This is a genomic window from Pelosinus fermentans DSM 17108 (genome assembly GCF_000271485.2).
GTDB lineage: Bacteria > Bacillota > Negativicutes > DSM-13327 > DSM-13327 > Pelosinus > Pelosinus fermentans.
This window is the reverse complement of sequence record NZ_AKVN02000001.1, coordinates 3,867,039-3,884,311: the sequence shown is the minus strand read 5'-3', so window position 1 is coordinate 3,884,311 and position 17,273 is coordinate 3,867,039. Positions and strand designations below refer to the sequence as shown.

General features: G+C 40.4%; 14 protein-coding genes. 12 read left to right on the top strand and 2 right to left on the bottom strand.

The window, feature by feature from the left end:
- Positions 1-82 precede the first annotated feature (82 nt).
- The 5 genes from FR7_RS17895 (at position 83) to FR7_RS17875 (ending at position 6,624) form a co-directional block, all read left to right on the top strand.
- Entirely contained in the window at positions 83-748 is a 666-nt protein-coding gene (locus FR7_RS17895) for an amino acid ABC transporter permease (protein WP_007937223.1), read from the top strand.
- The gene (locus tag FR7_RS17890; RefSeq protein ID WP_007937220.1) at positions 729-1,406 is read left to right on the top strand and encodes an amino acid ABC transporter permease; all 678 of its coding nucleotides are present in this window, start codon (positions 729-731) and stop codon (positions 1,404-1,406) included. The genes FR7_RS17895 and FR7_RS17890 overlap by 20 nt, the downstream gene beginning before the upstream one ends.
- Positions 1,407-1,419: 13 nt before the next feature.
- Complete coding sequence (locus tag FR7_RS17885) at positions 1,420-2,169, top strand: amino acid ABC transporter ATP-binding protein (RefSeq protein ID WP_007937218.1); 750 nt, start codon at positions 1,420-1,422, stop codon at positions 2,167-2,169.
- A gap of 26 nt (positions 2,170-2,195) precedes the next feature.
- Positions 2,196-3,068, top strand: a complete 873-nt coding sequence (locus tag FR7_RS17880) for a cysteine ABC transporter substrate-binding protein (protein WP_007937216.1) — start codon at positions 2,196-2,198, stop codon at positions 3,066-3,068.
- A gap of 307 nt (positions 3,069-3,375) precedes the next feature.
- The gene (locus tag FR7_RS17875) at positions 3,376-6,624 is read left to right on the top strand and encodes a DEAD/DEAH box helicase (RefSeq protein WP_007937214.1); all 3,249 of its coding nucleotides are present in this window, start codon (positions 3,376-3,378) and stop codon (positions 6,622-6,624) included.
- Between the two features lie 62 nt (positions 6,625-6,686).
- Here the strand turns inward: FR7_RS17875 and FR7_RS17870 are convergent, their stop codons facing one another.
- Both FR7_RS17870 and rpsD read right to left on the bottom strand, forming a co-directional pair.
- On the bottom strand, positions 6,687-7,337 hold the full coding sequence (locus FR7_RS17870; protein ID WP_007937212.1) for a hypothetical protein: 651 nt from the start codon (positions 7,335-7,337) through the stop codon (positions 6,687-6,689).
- Positions 7,338-7,400: 63 nt separating this feature from the next.
- Positions 7,401-7,994 carry a 30S ribosomal protein S4 gene (gene rpsD, locus FR7_RS17865; RefSeq protein ID WP_007937210.1) on the bottom strand — a complete coding sequence of 198 codons (594 nt, stop codon included), beginning with the start codon at positions 7,992-7,994 and terminating at the stop codon, positions 7,401-7,403.
- 598 nt (positions 7,995-8,592) lie between these two features.
- Between rpsD and FR7_RS17860 the strand changes: the two genes are divergently transcribed.
- The 7 genes from FR7_RS17860 (at position 8,593) to FR7_RS17835 (ending at position 17,250) form a co-directional block, all read left to right on the top strand.
- Complete coding sequence (locus tag FR7_RS17860; protein ID WP_007937208.1) at positions 8,593-8,862, top strand: metal-sensitive transcriptional regulator; 270 nt, start codon at positions 8,593-8,595, stop codon at positions 8,860-8,862.
- A gap of 121 nt (positions 8,863-8,983) precedes the next feature.
- The gene (locus tag FR7_RS23955; RefSeq protein ID WP_007937205.1) at positions 8,984-9,124 is read left to right on the top strand and encodes a hypothetical protein; all 141 of its coding nucleotides are present in this window, start codon (positions 8,984-8,986) and stop codon (positions 9,122-9,124) included.
- Between the two features lie 83 nt (positions 9,125-9,207).
- Positions 9,208-9,903, top strand: a complete 696-nt coding sequence (locus FR7_RS17855) for a response regulator transcription factor (RefSeq protein ID WP_017531355.1) — start codon at positions 9,208-9,210, stop codon at positions 9,901-9,903.
- Positions 9,896-11,053 (top strand): sensor histidine kinase, encoded by a 1,158-nt coding sequence (locus FR7_RS17850; protein ID WP_007942254.1) that lies wholly within the window; start codon positions 9,896-9,898, stop codon positions 11,051-11,053. Before FR7_RS17855 ends, FR7_RS17850 begins: the two co-directional genes overlap by 8 nt.
- A 94-nt stretch (positions 11,054-11,147) precedes the next feature.
- Entirely contained in the window at positions 11,148-13,619 is a 2,472-nt protein-coding gene (locus FR7_RS17845) for a heavy metal translocating P-type ATPase (protein WP_017531354.1), read from the top strand.
- Positions 13,620-13,923: 304 nt separating this feature from the next.
- Complete coding sequence (locus FR7_RS17840) at positions 13,924-15,153, top strand: amidohydrolase family protein (RefSeq protein ID WP_237714900.1); 1,230 nt, start codon at positions 13,924-13,926, stop codon at positions 15,151-15,153.
- Between the two features lie 357 nt (positions 15,154-15,510).
- Positions 15,511-17,250, top strand: coding sequence for a ShlB/FhaC/HecB family hemolysin secretion/activation protein (locus FR7_RS17835; RefSeq protein WP_007937194.1), 1,740 nt, complete (start codon positions 15,511-15,513; stop codon positions 17,248-17,250).
- The last annotated feature ends 23 nt before the right edge of the window (positions 17,251-17,273 follow it).

The following is a 17,273-nucleotide window of genomic DNA, read 5'->3' as shown; positions in this document are numbered from 1 at the left end:
GGTTTTTAACTACATTCTTTTGGTTTTTTTATTTTTCATATTTTCCCCCAGAAGGGTAAAGAAAGTAGATGGTGGTGAATGTATGGATATTAATTGGCAGTTTATAATAAGCACGCTGCCTTTATATCAAAAGGCAGCGTGGATTACGATAAAGCTTGGTTTCTGGGGTACGCTGCTGTCCTTAGTCATTGGTCTGGTGTGCAGTATTATATTATATTTTAGGATAAAGGTTTTAAAAGAGCTTGTTGGAATATATGTTGAACTTTCCCGTAATACTCCTTTATTAATACAGCTATTTTTCTTATATTTTGGACTGACGAAAATAGGCATAACCATGAGTGAGACCACTTGTGCCATTATCGGTTTGGCGTTTTTGGGCGGAAGTTACATGTCAGAGGCCTTTCGCAGTGGAATTGAAGCCGTGAGTAAGACGCAAATTGAATCCGGTTTGAGCATTGGTCTTTCTCAAATGCAGTTGATTCGCTATGTAATTCTTCCTCAAGCATTTGCGGTAACCATGCCATCCTTAGCAGCAAATTGCATCTTTTTATTTAAGGAAACGTCTATAGTAGGAGCCATTGCCATTGCAGAGCTTATGCACGTAACACAAGATGTCATTGGTATGTATTATCAAACATTTGAATCACTGTTTATGCTGGTGGTTGCCTATCTGATTATTATTCTGCCCTTATCATTCCTGCTAACCTGGTTAGAAAGGAAGGTGCGTTATGCAGAATTTGGGAATTAATGTTCTATTTGAAGGAACGACACTGCAGCGTTTATTCGAAGGATTGATGATGACAGCGGGAATCGCGTTTATCTCCATTATTATCGGATCTCTTTTAGGTATAGGAATGGGGCTGCTGAGAACATCCAAGTCAAGAATCGTACAGTTTATCTGTCGTTTTTATCTTGAAGTCTTTAGAATCATACCAATTCTAGTATGGCTGTTTATTGTTTATTTCGGTGTAACAAATGCATTGGATATTCATCTAGATGGTGAAATTGTTGCCGTGATTGTATTCAGCCTGTGGGGCGCAGCAGAAATGGGGGACATTGTCAGAGGAGCATTAGAATCCTTGCCTAAACATCAAATTGAATCTGGAAAGGCTATTGGGCTTAGCTTTTGGGGACTTTACAGGTATGTGCTGATCCCCCAGGCTGTAAGACGCATGCTGCCTGGAGCGATTAATCTATCAACAAGAATGGTGAAAACAACATCTCTGGTTGTTATGATTGGTGTTATTGATGTAATAAAGGTAGGCCAGCAGATTATAGAAAGATCTGTCATAAAAGTGCCGACTGCATCTTTTTGGGTTTATGGACTGATTTTTATCCTGTACTTCATTATCTGTTATCCGTTGTCCAGGCTGTCAAAGAAACTGGAAGAAAAATGGGAAAATTAAAGAAGGGGTTGCAATGAATAAAGAAAATCATCAAGTCTTGCTTGAAATTAAAGATTTGCATAAAGAATATGACACAAGGACCGTATTGGACGGCATTCATCTGCAGGTGCATAAGGGTGAAGTGATCGTGGTACTAGGTCCGTCAGGCTGTGGGAAAAGTACATTATTGCGATGCTTAAACGGGCTGGAAAGCATTCAAGGCGGCGATATCCAGTTTGATGGTGAAAGTCTTGTCGGTCCCAATGTGAACTGGCAAAAAACTCGTCAAAAAATTGGTATGGTTTTTCAAAATTATGAACTTTTTCCGCATATGACAGTCATTGAAAATATTCTTTTAGGTCCAATCAAGGTACAAAACAGAGAGAAGAAAGAGGTGATGGAGCAGGCAACCCAGCTGCTGGAAAGAGTAGGATTATCTGATCGCAAAGATTCCTATCCCCGTCAGTTGTCAGGGGGACAAAAACAAAGAATTGCCATCGTAAGAGCCTTGTGTATGAATCCGGAAATTATGCTTTTTGATGAGGTTACAGCAGCACTTGATCCTGAAATGGTAAGAGAAGTGTTAGATGTTATACTGGGGCTGGCAAAGCAGGGCATGACCATGATGATTGTAACTCATGAAATGGGATTTGCTCAGGCCGTAGCCGATCGAATTTTGTTTATTGATGAAGGGAAAGTATGTGAAATGTCTGAACCTAAAGAATTTTTTACGAATCCCAAGACAGAGCGTGCTCAGCAATTTTTAAATATATTTCAATTTTAAAACAAAAAAAGAAGGGAAGTTGTATCATGAAGAATATCAAAAAAATCCTAGCCGTTTTCTTTAGTGCCGTTATATTAGTAGGAATCTTAGCAGGCTGCGGCTCAAAAGCAACACCAGAGCCTAAGAAAGATCAAGCAGCAAAAAGCAGCATCGAGGAAATCAAACAGCGTGGGAAAATCAAAATTGGGGTATTTAGTGACAAACCTCCATTTGGCTTTGTAGATGCCAATGGCAAGAATCAAGGTTTTGATGTGTTCATTGCTAAACGATTTGCTAAAGATCTGTTGGGCGATGAATCAAAAGTAGAGTTTGTTTTAGTGGAAGCAGCAAGCAGAGTTGAATTTCTGCAAGCAAATAAAGTTGACCTGATTTTGGCTAACTTCACTGTTACAGATGAACGCAAGCAAAAAGTTGATTTTGCAAATCCATACATGAAGGTTGCTCTTGGCGTAGTGTCTCCAAATGGTGAACCGATTACTTCTGTGGACCAATTGAAAGGTAAAAAATTGATTGTCAACAAAGGCACAACAGCTGAAACCTTTTTCACCAAGAACTATCCAGATATCGAATTGTTAAAATATGATCAAAATACAGAAGCTTTTGAAGCATTAAAAGATAAACGCGGTGTTGCTTTGGCTCATGATAATACATTGTTATTTGCCTGGGCAAGAGAAAACACAGGTTATTCCGTTGGTGTAGCTTCATTGGGCAGTCTTGATACCATTGCTCCTGCAGTTAAAAAAGGTGATACAGAACTTCTTAACTGGGTGAATACAGAATTAGAAACGTTGGGTAAAGAGAACTTCATTCACAAAGCATATGATGCAACTCTAAAACCTGCTTATGGTGAATCCATTGATCCAGAAACCGTTGTAGTAGAAGGCGGAAAAGTGAAGTAAGACTTGTTCATACTTATAAAATAAAGATCAAGCGGCTGATTTTCGAAGGAAAAAAGCTGCTTGATCTTTATTTCTAGCTAGAAGAATGCATAACGTTATGTAAAAAACGTTGAAACGCGAAGACACGAAAAAATATTTTTAAAAGAACGAGCGCAAAAATTTTTTCTGAATTTCGTATATAAAAAATTAAATAAGAAAAAGGTAAATTTGTAAGGATGAAAGAATAAAAATTAATGGATGTTTTACGTTGGGTTGTTGAAGAAATGATTTATAGTATAGGCCCCATAAGGAAAGGAGGGGCAGTTTGGTGCTAACAGATGCAAAAATTCAAGAAAGAGCTGCAACCAGCAGTTCCTATGTAAAGGGCTGCCAATATTATCGAAACGGGAATGTGAAGGATATAAAATATTCGCAGCACGAACAGGCGTATAAAGCCCAGGTAGTAGGAAGTGAAGTATATACAGTAAGGGTTAATTTCAATAATTATCACGAAGTGGACGGATATGAATGTGATTGCCCGGCATTTTCTAGTTATTACCATGGAATGTGCAAACATATTGTCGCTGTCTTAAAGGTAATGCAGGCCCATTGGGAAATTTATTTTGGTAAAGGCAAGACAACCATTCTGACTCATGCAGCCCAGGAACTATTAGATTTTTTTAATCATGACATGCTAGAACCTAGCTCGTATCAGTCAGTACCCATTAGAATGATACCTACCTATGGTTTTTCTTTAGAATCAAGAGGGAAACGGAGTTGGCTGGAGTTTTCCCTTGGAAACGAGAAACTGTATGTTATGAAGAATATTCCTCAACTTCTGGATGCTCTAGATACCCAGGAGGAGATTATTTATGGTAAAAACTTTATATTAAAGCCACGGGAAGCCCTGTTTGATGAGCAAGCCAAGTCGTTACTCCATTTATTGCAGTCTGCTTATGCTGATGATAAACAACTTGCAGACTGGAATCCCTATGCTTCTACTGTATCTGCCTTTGGTGATGCGCGGCGTTTGAAAATGACTAATTCGAATATGCTGAAGTTTTTTACGATCATGGAAGAGGTTCCGTTTTGCGTGGAGATCAATCATGAGAAAGTTTCTGGTGTCCAGATTGTTAAGGAACGGCCAGCCGTCAATTTATCGGTGAAGGCGGTTGTAGGGGGCCTGAAGCTTAGGATGGAGACAGGGAATGATGTATTCTATGGATTGGATACCGATTTTCAATATATTTATCATCAGAAGACGATCTATAAGGTAGATCCCTTATTTGCCAGTTGTATCAGGCCGTTGATGAAGTGCTTTTATGAAAATAAGAAATCGGAAGTGTATATCCCAGAGGAGGAGGCAGCCAATTTCTTTTCCTCTGTAGTACCTGCCTTAGAGAACATTGGAACGGTTCATATTAGCAGCACACTTCTTAAAAAATTTCATAAGGAGCCACTGGAAATAGAAATATATTTTGATCGGTTTACAGATGGCATTCGTGCAAGGGTTGGCTTTAAGTATGGTGATCTAACCATTGATCCTTTAGCTCCATCTGAAGGAACTTTGCATACGATCTCTGGGAAAATGCTGTTGCGTTTGAAAAAAGAAGAAAACCGAATACTTACCCTTTTTCAACGCTATGGCTTTGTGATAATGGAAGGGCAACTTGTGCAGGCAGATGAAGAGAAAACCTACGATTTCTTACAGGAGGGACTGCATCAGCTGCAAAATCTTGCAGAGGTCTTTTATTCTGATGATTTTAAGAATAGTAGAATTACCTATACGGGTAGAGTTTCCGCGGGAGTGAAGCTGAATACCAAAACGGATATGCTGGAGTTTTCTCTGCATTATGAAGATATGCAGCCCAGTGAATTATTTGCCTTATTGGCGTCCTATAAACTAAAGAAACGCTATCATCGATTGGAAAATGGCGCATTTATTCCTCTTGATTCGACTGACTTACAGATCGTGAATACGCTGCTGGAACAGCTTGATTTAAATCCTGCCGATATAGAAAATAAAGTTATTGAATTGCCTAAATATCGTGCCATGTATATTGACAGCCTGGCTAGAGAGTCCAGTGATTTTCACTTGGGACGGGATCACTCTTTCAAGAAAATGGTGCAGGACATTTTGGAGCCCCAGGATGTAGAATATCCGATTCCAGAGGGGATTCAAGGGAAGCTCAGAGACTATCAAAAAGTCGGTTTCAAATGGCTGAAGTCTCTTGCCAGTTATGGCTTTGGCGGTATATTGGCTGATGATATGGGCCTGGGGAAGACCCTGCAAGTCATTACCTTCCTGATGTCTGAGAAAGAAAGTGAAAATATACCTTCTTTAGTCGTTGCTCCTACTTCTCTTGTTTACAATTGGCAGCAGGAAGTAGAGCGGTTCGCGCCTGCCTTAAAGGTCATGATCATTTCCGGGAATCAAGAGGAACGGCAGGAACAATTGAATCATATTGACGAAGTGGACTTGGCTGTGACCTCCTATGCGCTGATGAAACGTGATATTGAATTCTATGAGAGCCGAATCTTCAAGTATTGCTTTATTGATGAAGCCCAGCATATTAAAAATCCAAATACACTAAATGCAAAGTCGGTAAAAAAAATTAGAGCAAAAGGATATTTTGCTCTGACGGGAACACCGATTGAAAATACATTAACAGAATTATGGTCAATTTTTGATTTTATAATGCCTGGCTATCTAAAAACCCATAAATTCTTTTCGAATCAATTTGAGATACCCATTAGCAAGAATCGGGAAGGAGAGGCTCTTACGGAGCTTGGACGCTGCATCAAGCCTTTTATTCTTAGAAGAATGAAAAAAGCAGTTTTAAAAGAACTTCCCGAAAAGATTGAAAGTAGAATGGTTAATGAAATGACTGAGGAGCAGGCCAAATTATATGCTGCCTGGATCCTGCAAGTGAAAACAGAATTTGAAAATGAGGTGCAGAATCATGGTTTTGCCAAAAGCCAGATCAAGATACTGTCCCTATTGACCAGGCTGCGGCAATTATGCTGTCACCCGTCTCTTTTTATCGCAAACTATCATGGCGGCAGTGGTAAATTGGAGATGCTGACAGAACTGCTGGAGGATGCAGTAAGCGGCGGACATCGGATTTTGCTGTTCTCTCAATTTACGGGAATGTTAGCCATTATAAAACAGGAGCTGGAATCCAGAAATATTGGATATTATTATCTGGATGGGTCTACTAAAGCAGAGGAACGTATCAAACTCGTCAACTCTTTCAATGGGGGTGAGAAGGATGTCTTTCTCATATCACTAAAAGCCGGCGGTACAGGATTGAATCTGACTGGTGCGGATATGGTCATTCATTATGATCCCTGGTGGAACCCTGCCGTGGAAGAACAAGCTACTGATCGAGCGTATCGCATCGGGCAGAAGAATTCAGTACAGGTATGTAAATTAATCACGAAAAATACGATTGAAGAAAAAATTTATGAATTGCAGCAAAAAAAACGTGAGATGATTGATGCGCTAATTCAGCCAGGAGAAAACTTCTTGGCTAAAATGAGTGAAGAGGAGATTCGTAAATTATTTGAGGCGTAAAGATCCTTAAGATAAAAGGACTGTTTAGCATTTGGCTTCCTGCAAGCGCTAAACAGTCCTTTTCATACGATACATCCTATTTTATTGTTCAAGATTTTTACAAAGGTTTTTTGAATAAACGTATCTGTATAAAAAATCGCACACATATTATAAAGCTGCTGAATCGTCAAGCCGATATCTTCCTCTAATACTTCGGTGAATTCTCTTGTACTTACTAAGTACTCTGCAATTTCAAATGTGCTTTCAAAGACTCCGATATGTAAAATATAGCTGTCTTTATTCCAGAAAGCATTAAAGTTAGCACAAAATTCTTTGATCTTTTTCATACATAATGAATTTTCTAAATCCCAGTACGTGTTTAATTCTTCTATCGCATTTTTCATGATATCCACATAAGCGGAATCTGATTCTGTAATGGACTCAATCAATGCGTGGCTGGAACATATGGGGATGAATAAATCTTGGTTATCCTTGTGGATCGTATAAAAAAAGGCTACTGGAAGATAGATATATTGGATAAATCCTAATAGTGATTTTGCATCGGGGTAACATGCCCAATTATTATCTACGGTATCTCGGGAGTAATCAATCACCGCTGTATTAATAAAAATAGCATCTTGTGCACAATCCAAATCAGTAAAATAGTTCGTCCAAAGGTCTTTCTTCTTTAATAAAGCACCTTCCCAATAATTATGATTATTGTATTTACACATTTATTTTGACCCCTTATTAACAAATAATCACTGTCAAGCACACAATTTAGTGTTGATCTTTTCTTATTTGGAATAGAATTCAATTGCGTAAATTTCATTTACTTCAATAGGAATTTCTTCTCTATTTGGCAGCCGTATCAATTTTCCGCTGAAATCTTCCAGGTTCTTTTCAATATAAGGTGATGCAAAACTTTGAAGTTCCAGGAAGTTAGAAACGATCATTTCATTTGTCCGCTGTTTTTCGCTTAAAGAGATAACACTATCAACTGGTACTCCATAGGATGGGATATTTACCCTCAGTCCATTAACGAGGATATGACCATGACTGACTAGCTGCCGGGCCTGCCGAATGGAACTGGCAAAACCAATTCGATATACGAGATTGTCTAATCGGCATTCCAATGCTTTCAATAAGGCAGTACCTGTGATTTCCTTGCTTTTCATCGCTTTATCAACATAACGTACAAACTGTTTTTCAAAAAGTCCATAATAGGCTTTAATTTTTTGCTTTTCCAAAAGCTGAATCCCGTAATTTGATAACTTTCTGCCGGATCGGCTATTGTCTCTCGTTGCTTTATTCATTGCTTTAGGATGACCAAAAATATTAACACCTAGTCTTCTGCATAATTTAAACCTTGGTTCTCTTCTTGTTGCCATTTAACATGCTCCTGTTCTATCGAATTTTAGTCTTTCCTGAATACGTTCTTAAAACTTGACCTTTATAGTATAACATTAATGATAATGATATTCAATATCATTGTTCTGTGAAATTTATTTTATAGAATGTATAAGTTTATTCCGGTTCAATACCAAAATGTTCACTTGACGCGATTGTCATTGCCGCGCTCCGCTCGCAACGGCCATGAAATAAATCACAGGAGTGTCAGAAAAGATATCAGATGCTTTTTTTAAGGGGCTTTTTTGATAATGACGAACAGAGCAAATAGAACGATTTAACCGCAGAGACGCAGAGGACGCTGAGGAGATTTTAACCCTATCTATTTTTTCTCTGTGTTCTCTGCGTCTCTGCGGTTCGATTATTTTTCTCCACGCATTTTCTATACCCTTTTTAAAGGGCTTTTCTTGATAATGATAGAACGTCAAGCGTACTTTCTTACTCTCATATTTTTTACTTTTAAAGGTACACTAGTAAAATAGTTGTTACTGTAATGAGTCTATAATATTGACGAGGTTAAGCATACCGTTCTATAATTAAATGCGGTAGGGGGGTATAGTAGTAGAGGGAGTGAATGTTGTGTTAACGGATAAAGAAAAAAGTGAATTAAAATTACGGCTGAAAAAAATTGCAGGGCAGATCAATGGTATCGATAAAATGTTGGATGACGGACGGTACTGTGTCGATGTGGTTCAGCAAATATTGGCAGCTCGTGCTGCTTTAAATAAGGTATCACTCATTATTATGGAAAGTCATGCAAAAAGCTGTATGGTTACAGCGATCAAAGAAGACCGTGCCGAACAAAGTATTGAAGAACTAATGCAGCTTTTGAAACAATTTACTAAATAATGAGAATGGAATAAGAAGATCGAAAAAAGGAATATTTTCAAGGATCTTCATAAGTTATTCACAAAAATATGGTACAATTAATGTTAATACGGAATTTATGAACGGAACGGAGGGAAAATATATGCAAGAGAAACGATCTCCAGAAGATATAGAAAAAGAATCATCTGAATATACGCCTTGGCAAAAAAGTATATTAACCTTTCTAAGGTGGGGAGCATGGGCAACCTCCTTTATGGCTATTGCTCATATGATGGAATTTTGATAGGAATGAATAATGGACACAGTCTTCTGCAATGGGAGTCTGTGTCCATTATTCGCACAAGAGTGTATGAAAGGAGAGATATTGTGATTCAATATGCAGTATTAATTGTAGATGATGACGTAAAGCTAGTAAAGCTGCTGCAAACTTACTTTGAAAAAGAGGGCTGTCTTGTTTACTCTGCAGCGAATGGGTTGGATGCCTTGCAGGTAGTACGAGAGCAAAAGCCGGACATTATGATATTAGATTTGATGCTGCCTGGTCTTGATGGTTTGGACGTTTGCCGGAGAATTCGCAAAGATAATGATATTCCAATTCTCATGCTTACTGCTCGTGATGAAGAGCAGGATCGCTTAGTGGGGCTTGAAATTGGTGCGGATGATTATGTGACGAAGCCATTTAGTCCCAAAGAGGTGGTAGCGCGGGCAAAAGCGATCTTACGCCGTACCAATAAGGAAGTTGTGCGCAGCGGGCTCATTATAGCGGGAAAGCTGATGATTGATTTAGAGCGTCATCAGGTTACGAAGGCTGGCTTAGCCTTGGAGCTGACGCCAACGGAGTTTAAAATTTTGGAATTACTAGCTGCTAATGCTGGCAGGGTTTATAGTCGGTTGCAAATTGTTGAACAAACCCAGGGGCATACTTTTGAGGGGTATGAGCGCACGATTGATGCCCATATTAAGAACTTGCGGCGGAAAGTTGAAATCAATCCGAAGGAACCTCAGTATATACAGACAATATACGGGATTGGCTATAAATTTGCCAGTGAAACCAATGAATAGCATTACCTATCGCATTACAGGACTCATGTTTCTGGCAGTGGCGTTAACCGTGTTCTTGCTGATCTATCTGATGAATGTACAGATGACTGAGCAATTTACAGAATATCTAATTGTTCAGCAGATGGAAGCTGGTCAGCACGGTATGATGAAGCATACGCCAAATCCAATGATGATGGTCATGGGGTCTTTGGAAGAAACGTTTTTGGCCTCTGTTCACCAGTCTCTTATTTGGGTTGGGATGGCCGTTTTAGTCGCGGGTCTGGCGGCGAGCTATGCTTTGGCTCGCAGTATTACTGTGCCTTTGCGCAATTTGAGCAGTGCTGCTGAGCAAATTGAACAAGGTAATTTTAATCAGAAAGTACCCATTGAAACCAAAGATGAAGTCGGACATTTGGCCGCTATTTTTAACCGGATGGCTGAGACGCTGACAATCAATACGAATCTTCGTAGGCAGTTTTTGGCCAATATTGCTCATGAGCTTCGCACTCCACTGTCTATTATTCAGGGACACTTGGAGGGGATGGTGGATGGAGTGATTGATCCCAGCAAGGAACAGCTTGCTTCTTTGCATGAAGAGGCGATTCGCCTAAATCGCCTGATTACAGATCTGCGGGATTTGTCCCTGGCTGAAGTCCGCCAATTAGCGATGGAAAAAAGCAGAATTGATATTAATCAGATTATTAGTCGCTCCGTGTATATGCTAAAGCCGTTATCTGACGAAAAAGAGATCTCTGTTTCCTGCTTACTTGCACAAGACCTTCCCGAAATCGAAGCAGATGCAGATCGGATCAGTCAAGTTTTTTATAATATTTTTGTGAATGCCATTCGCTATTCTCCTATTAAGGGCTCTGTAAAAATCATAACCGAGAAGAGTGAAGCAGCGGGGCGGTCATGGATTAAAATATCTGTGGCAGACAAAGGTCCGGGGATTGATCAGGAAGATATACCATACCTCTTTGACCATTTTTACCGGGGGGACAAATCCCGGGATCGAAAAAGTGGTGGATCAGGTCTCGGGCTGGCCGTTGTTAAGCAGCTGGTAGAGATTCATGGTGGCAAGGTAGCAGTAAGCAGTCAATTAGGAGAAGGAAGTGTATTTGAAATACTACTGCCAATAGAGCTAGAAGAAGAGAGTAAGCATTACACATGAAAGAAATGAAATTGGCTAATAATATTGACCAGAACAAAATATAGTTTTATAATGTACATATACCCTAGAGGGGTATAGTATGTCGTAGATATACATGAGACAAGAGCGAGTTGCTGTAAAAGGATGTGGAAAAATCATGACGGTTTTGAAAGAAAATCAGGCAAGTGCTGATTTACAATCAGGTACCTTTAAGATTGGCGGTATGACTTGTGCTGTCTGCGCAAGCCGGATCGAAAAAGGGTTAACAAAACTAGCTGGTGTAAATAAAGCGGTGGTGAATTTCGCTGCTGAGAAAGCCACTGTGTCTTATGATCCGGCACAGGTGAGTGTGAAAGAGATTGGAGAAAAGATCGAAAAACTTGGCTACCAAGTGATTAAAGATAAAGTAAATTTTAAAATTACAGGTATGAGTTGCGCTACTTGTGCCAATCGTATTGAAAAAGGGCTGAATAAATTGCCGGGCATCTACGGTGCGGTTGTTAACCTGGCTGCTGAAAAAGCGACGGTAGAGTATGATCCCAGGGAAATAACCATCGAACAGATGAAAGCCAAAGTGGATGCATTAGGATTTAAAGCACATGATATAACGGATCATAATCCAAATCAGGAGGATACAGCCAAAGAGACCGAATTTAATCATCAAAAAAAACGGCTGATACTATCCGCAGTGCTGTCATTTCCTTTATTACTAGGCATGACGCTGCATGTTCTGGGTATTATGGGAGGTCTTACCGATTTATTGCACAATCCATATTTGCAATTGGTTTTAGCCACACCCGTACAGTTTGTGGCTGGGCTTCAGTTCTATCGAGGTGCTTATTCTGCTTTGCGCAATGGCAGTTCGAATATGGATGTATTGGTAGCTCTAGGAACGTCCGCTGCATATTTTTATAGTATCGCTAATATCGTGCGCGGTATACCCGAATTGTATTTTGAAACCTCTGCTATTTTGATTACCCTCATCATCTTAGGAAAGCTGCTGGAAGCAAGAGCTAAAGGACACACTTCGGAAGCCATAAAAGCACTTATGGGCCTGCAAGCGAAAACGGCTCGTGTCATCCGAAATGGCGAAGAAATGGATGTTATGATCGAAGCCGTAGTAGTCGGCGACCTTATCGTCGTGCGACCTGGTGAAAAAATTCCTGTAGATGGCATTATTATGGAGGGAAATTCCGCAGTTGATGAATCCATGCTGACTGGTGAAAGCCTTCCTGTTGATAAAAAAGTCGATGATACAGTCGTTGGTGCAACCATTAATAAATTTGGTACCTTTACCTTTAAGGCCACTAAGGTGGGAAAAGATACAGCCCTTGCCCAAATTGTACGGATTGTGGAAGAGGCACAAGGATCAAAAGCGCCGATTCAACGTTTTGCCGATGTGGTTTCAGGTTTTTTTGTGCCTACGATCATCGGTATTGCCGTACTGACCTTCTTAGGATGGTATTTTGTCATGGACCCAGGTAATTTTTCTCGTGCTCTGATTAATTGTACTGCTGTATTGGTCATTGCTTGCCCATGTGCATTGGGATTGGCTACGCCTACCTCGATCATGGTAGGAACGGGTAAAGGCGCTGAGAATGGCATTCTGATTAAAGGCGCTGAGCACTTGGAAAATGCCCATAAGCTGACTTCCATTGTGTTAGATAAAACCGGTACGATTACTAAGGGCGAGCCCGATGTAACGGATATTATTCCCCTATCAGATCTAGCAGAAAAAGAACTGTTAGCCTTGGCGGTGCGAGCAGAAAAAAAATCAGAACATCCCTTGGCCCAGGCCATTGTTAAATTTGGTCAGATTCGGGGAAGCGCTGTTACTGATCCGGATTCCTTCACTGCCATTCCTGGATATGGGGTAGAAGCCGCGATTGAAGGAAAAAGAATCTTGGTGGGTACGCGAAAATTAATGCGGGAAAATGATATTGCTATCGATGCTCTCATCCCCCAGATTGAGGGACTGGAAGAGCAGGGAAAAACAGTTATGCTGATGTCTTCAGACAAAGAAATGCTAGGACTGCTAGCTGTAGCGGATACCGTAAAGGAACATTCTGCAAAAGCAGTGTCTGAGCTTAAGGCATTAGGGCTGGAAGTGTGGATGATCACTGGTGATAATGAACGTACGGCTCGCACCATTGCTGCGCAAGTCGGCATTGAACATGTGATGTTTGAAGTTCTGCCGGAACATAAAGCGCAAAAAGTAGAATCCTTAAGAAAAGAAGGCAAGGTAGTAGCCATGGTAGGTGACGGCATTAATGATGCTCCGGCTTTAGCGATTGCTGATGTTGGGTTTGCCATTGGAACAGGTACTGACGTAGCAATCGAGGCAGCGGACATTACACTGATGCGGGGAGATTTGAGTGGAATTGTTGCTGCTATTAAGCTGAGTAAGGCGACAATGACCAATATTAAACAAAATCTCTTCTGGGCGCTCATCTATAACTCATTAGGTATCCCAGTGGCAGTTGCAGGCTATTTATCACCTGTAGTAGCTGGGGCAGCTATGGCATTTAGCTCTGTATCCGTAGTCATGAATGCACTCAGGCTAAAACGGTTTAAGCCATATAATTAAGGAAAAACAATAGTGAATATTGAATTCCTTTTTCCTCACGGTGCAATAAGGTTGCAAATTTTAATTTGTAACCTTATTGCTATTTCTATATAATCGAGATATTCTAAGATTAGAGCATAACTTGCTATACGTTGAACAGATCCACATGAGAGGCGGTTGAAGAACTATTTTTGACATAGTAATTACAAATGGGATTTTAATTGATCCAGAAACCCTTACTCGGTTCCAAGGGAATATCGGAATCGTAAATGGAAAAATAGAGATCATTACAAAAGAGAATATCCAAGGACTTCAGGAGTTTGATGTGGAGGGCAAAATGGTATGCCCTGGCTTCATTGACATACATGGACATGTAGATTGGGATGATTATTGCGGAGAGCTTTCCTTAAGACAGGGAATCACCACCACTGTCGGCGGAAATTGCGGCTTGAGTCCGCTAGACATAAACTCTTTTTTTGCCGCTCAAGAAAAGCAAGGCTTTATCGTCAATCAAGCAGAATTAATTGGTCATTCCATTAGTCTGCGGGAAGAAGTTGGAGCTACAGATCCATTGAAACCTGCTACGCCTGAACAATTAAGGCAAATGGAATATTTGGTAGAGAAGGCTTTTGAAGAAGGGGCATGCGGCCTATCCTTGGGGCTGGCTTATGCACCCGGCAGCTCTAATGATGAGATTATGAATCTGAGCAAGATTGCTGCCAGATACGGCAGGATTGTAGCCGTAGATACGCGGATGATTACCGGCATTGATATGTATTCCTTAGTGGAAGTCATCGCCATAGCCCGCCAAACGGGCGCTCGTATCCAAGTATCTCATTTTGTATACCAATATGGAACGGGAGTTATGGAAGAGGCCCTTTCTGTAATTAACAGAGCAAGATTCGAAGGATTAGACATACGGTTTGACAGCGGCATGTATACCCAGTGGGCGACCCATATTGGCGCGGTGCTCTTTAATGAAGAATATATGGAAACCAATGGATGGAAGCTCGATGATATCTTAGTCATAACGGGAAAATATAATGGTCAGCGCTTAACGATGGATATCTATCATGAGCTTCGGACACATCATCCCCATACGGCAGTCGTTGTTTTTACCGGAATTGAAGAAGAAATCTATATGGCACTAAACCATCCTTATGGCATGCCCTCAACCGATACGGGTACCTATCTGCCTGGAGAGGGGCATCCCCAAATAGCGGGCAGCTTTCCACGCTATTTTAAAAAGATGGTTACAGAGCGGTATGAATTAAATATTATGGAAGCCGTTCGTAAAGCCACCTTGCTGCCAGCTGAAACCCTCGGCTTTACTTCAAAAGGCCGTTTAAGAAAAGGCATGGACGCAGACATCGTAGTATTTGATATCAAGAACATTAACGATAAAGCGGTCTTTGGACAGCCGAATGCCCATCCTGAAGGAATTGATTACGTCTTTCTCAATGGCAAATTAGCTCTTGCCAAAGGAGAACTGGTGGATACAAAAGCAGGTAAAGCGGTAAGATGCAATAAGCCTGTATATGATTTTCAGATATAACGAGAATGAAATGCCTGAGCTTGAAGTATTTTTTTGATTCTGGCTAATGTTTTTGCTCAAGATTTGTTATAAATCTAAAATCAATAAAAATCCCATGACTAGGTAAAAAGTCATGGGATTTTTATTTTACGACAAACTTCTACAAAAACCTTTTAAATTCAACATTCATGCCTAAAAAAACTTTGAAATTTCTTTGAAATCTATACCTTTTGATATAGGCGGTAAAAGTTGAAATGATCTATAATAAGACCTAATTTCTAGGACAATTATCCATATTTAATCGTTATTTATTGTAATGGAATTTGCAATCATTCTAAATCTACGCAAATCCTTTCAGTCACAACAGGAGGAATACTCATGCAAGATTTACAGTTCTTTACGAAGAGATTATCAACTGGTGGCAGGTGGAATCTGCTAAATGCTATTATTGTAACTTTTATTCTAACATTTTATGGACTAAATAATGTACAGGCCATCACCCCTGCAGAGCAAGAGGCAAGCAACCGCGCGCAGCAAGAAGAACTTCGTCGCCGTACGCAGCAAGAAGCACAAGAGCGACGGAATCGGGAACAGTCCAAAGATACCTTTCTGCAATCCGAAGTAAAGCCGACACATGAAACAACGCTGCCAGTGGAAGAGCTTAGTTTTTTGATTCATACCCTAAAATTAGAAGGGGATAGAGTTGAAAAGTTTTCATGGCTAGAAGAGATGCTGCTTCCCTATCAAGGACAGAAAATTGGTAAAGAAGGAATCAACCTCATCGTCAAGCGCCTAACCAATGCTTTAATTGCCCGTGGCTATACGACAACACGCATTGGCATACCCGAGCAAGACCTCTCAAGCGGTACCTTAAAACTGATGTTGGTTCCTGGCATTATCAGAAATATTCACTTTACCAATCCTGATACCCGTGCCAATTGGTACACAGCCTTTCCCACCCGTCCAGGAAACATTCTCAATCTCCGTGATCTAGAACAAGGATTAGAACAAATCAAACGAGTACCCTCCCAAGATGCGGATATGCAAATCTCTCCAGGAGAAAACCCCGGAGAAAGTGATGTTAATATTACCATGAAATCCAGTAATCCTTTTCGGATGACTTTTTCATTAGATGATTCTGGTACCAAAGCCACGGGAAAAATCCAGGCATCCACATCCTTATCTTTTGATAACTTATTTGGACTTAATGATCTGTTCTATGTCTCCTTCAATAAAGATGCTCAGCAAGAAGGGGATCAATATGGTACACGGGGAAACAGCTATCAATTTTCAGTTCCCTATGGGTACTGGACCTTTACCCTATCCGGCAGCTCCTACAACTACCATCAAACCATAGAAGGGGTCAACCAGACCTTTCTTACTTCCGGAAAAAGTGACAATACAGAATTTCGTGTGCAGCGGCTTATCCATCGTGACCAACAAAGTAAGACCCATCTGCAGTTTGGCATCATCAAAAAACATAGTAAGAGCTTTATTATCGACACGGAAATACAGCGTAAGAACGTCACTGCTGATGAAATTGGTATTAGTCATCGGCAATACTATGGCAAAACCGTACTGGATGTACAGCTTAATCATCGCTGGGGCGTGCCTTGGTTTAACGCCCAAGAGGATACAGACAATATGGATCCAGATACGCCGACGACTCGCTACAAGCTTTGGACTTTTAGTACAACCCTTAGCAAACCTGTGAAGATGGGGAATGTAGAAGGTAAATACTCCTTTACGTTTAGCGGACAGTATACCAAAGATTTATTATATGCAACCGATTACTTCAGTATTGGTAACCGTTATACCGTCCGGGGCTTTGATGGAGAACAAACCTTACTCGCCGAAAAAGGATTTTACATACGCAATGAATGGAGCATGCCCGTGGCCCAAGGAAAGGAAGCCTATGTAGGACTTGACTATGGACAAGTAAGCGGTCCTGGAACCCAGTGGCTTTTAGGCAAGAAACTGGCTGGTGCAGCTCTTGGTATCCGTGGCAATGAAGGAGGTATATATTATGATATTTTCACCAGTTGGCCTCTTTATAAACCAGAAGGGTACCAAACCAGTCCATACTCTCTAGGATTTCAGCTTAGTTATCAGCTATAAATAATAAAGTGAAAGATATTGAA

Coding starts and splice junctions, on each gene's coding strand:
- FR7_RS17895 (WP_007937223.1), top strand. CDS start 83: ATGGATATTAATTGGCAGTTTATAATAAGCACGCTGCCTTTATATCAA.
- FR7_RS17890 (WP_007937220.1), top strand. CDS start 729: ATGCAGAATTTGGGAATTAATGTTCTATTTGAAGGAACGACACTGCAG.
- FR7_RS17885 (WP_007937218.1), top strand. CDS start 1,420: ATGAATAAAGAAAATCATCAAGTCTTGCTTGAAATTAAAGATTTGCAT.
- FR7_RS17880 (WP_007937216.1), top strand. CDS start 2,196: ATGAAGAATATCAAAAAAATCCTAGCCGTTTTCTTTAGTGCCGTTATA.
- FR7_RS17870 (WP_007937212.1), bottom strand. CDS start 7,337: ATGTGTAAATACAATAATCATAATTATTGGGAAGGTGCTTTATTAAAG.
- rpsD (WP_007937210.1), bottom strand. CDS start 7,994: ATGGCAACAAGAAGAGAACCAAGGTTTAAATTATGCAGAAGACTAGGT.
- FR7_RS23955 (WP_007937205.1), top strand. CDS start 8,984: ATGCAAGAGAAACGATCTCCAGAAGATATAGAAAAAGAATCATCTGAA.
- FR7_RS17850 (WP_007942254.1), top strand. CDS start 9,896: ATGAATAGCATTACCTATCGCATTACAGGACTCATGTTTCTGGCAGTG.
- FR7_RS17845 (WP_017531354.1), top strand. CDS start 11,148: ATGAGACAAGAGCGAGTTGCTGTAAAAGGATGTGGAAAAATCATGACG.
- FR7_RS17835 (WP_007937194.1), top strand. CDS start 15,511: ATGCAAGATTTACAGTTCTTTACGAAGAGATTATCAACTGGTGGCAGG.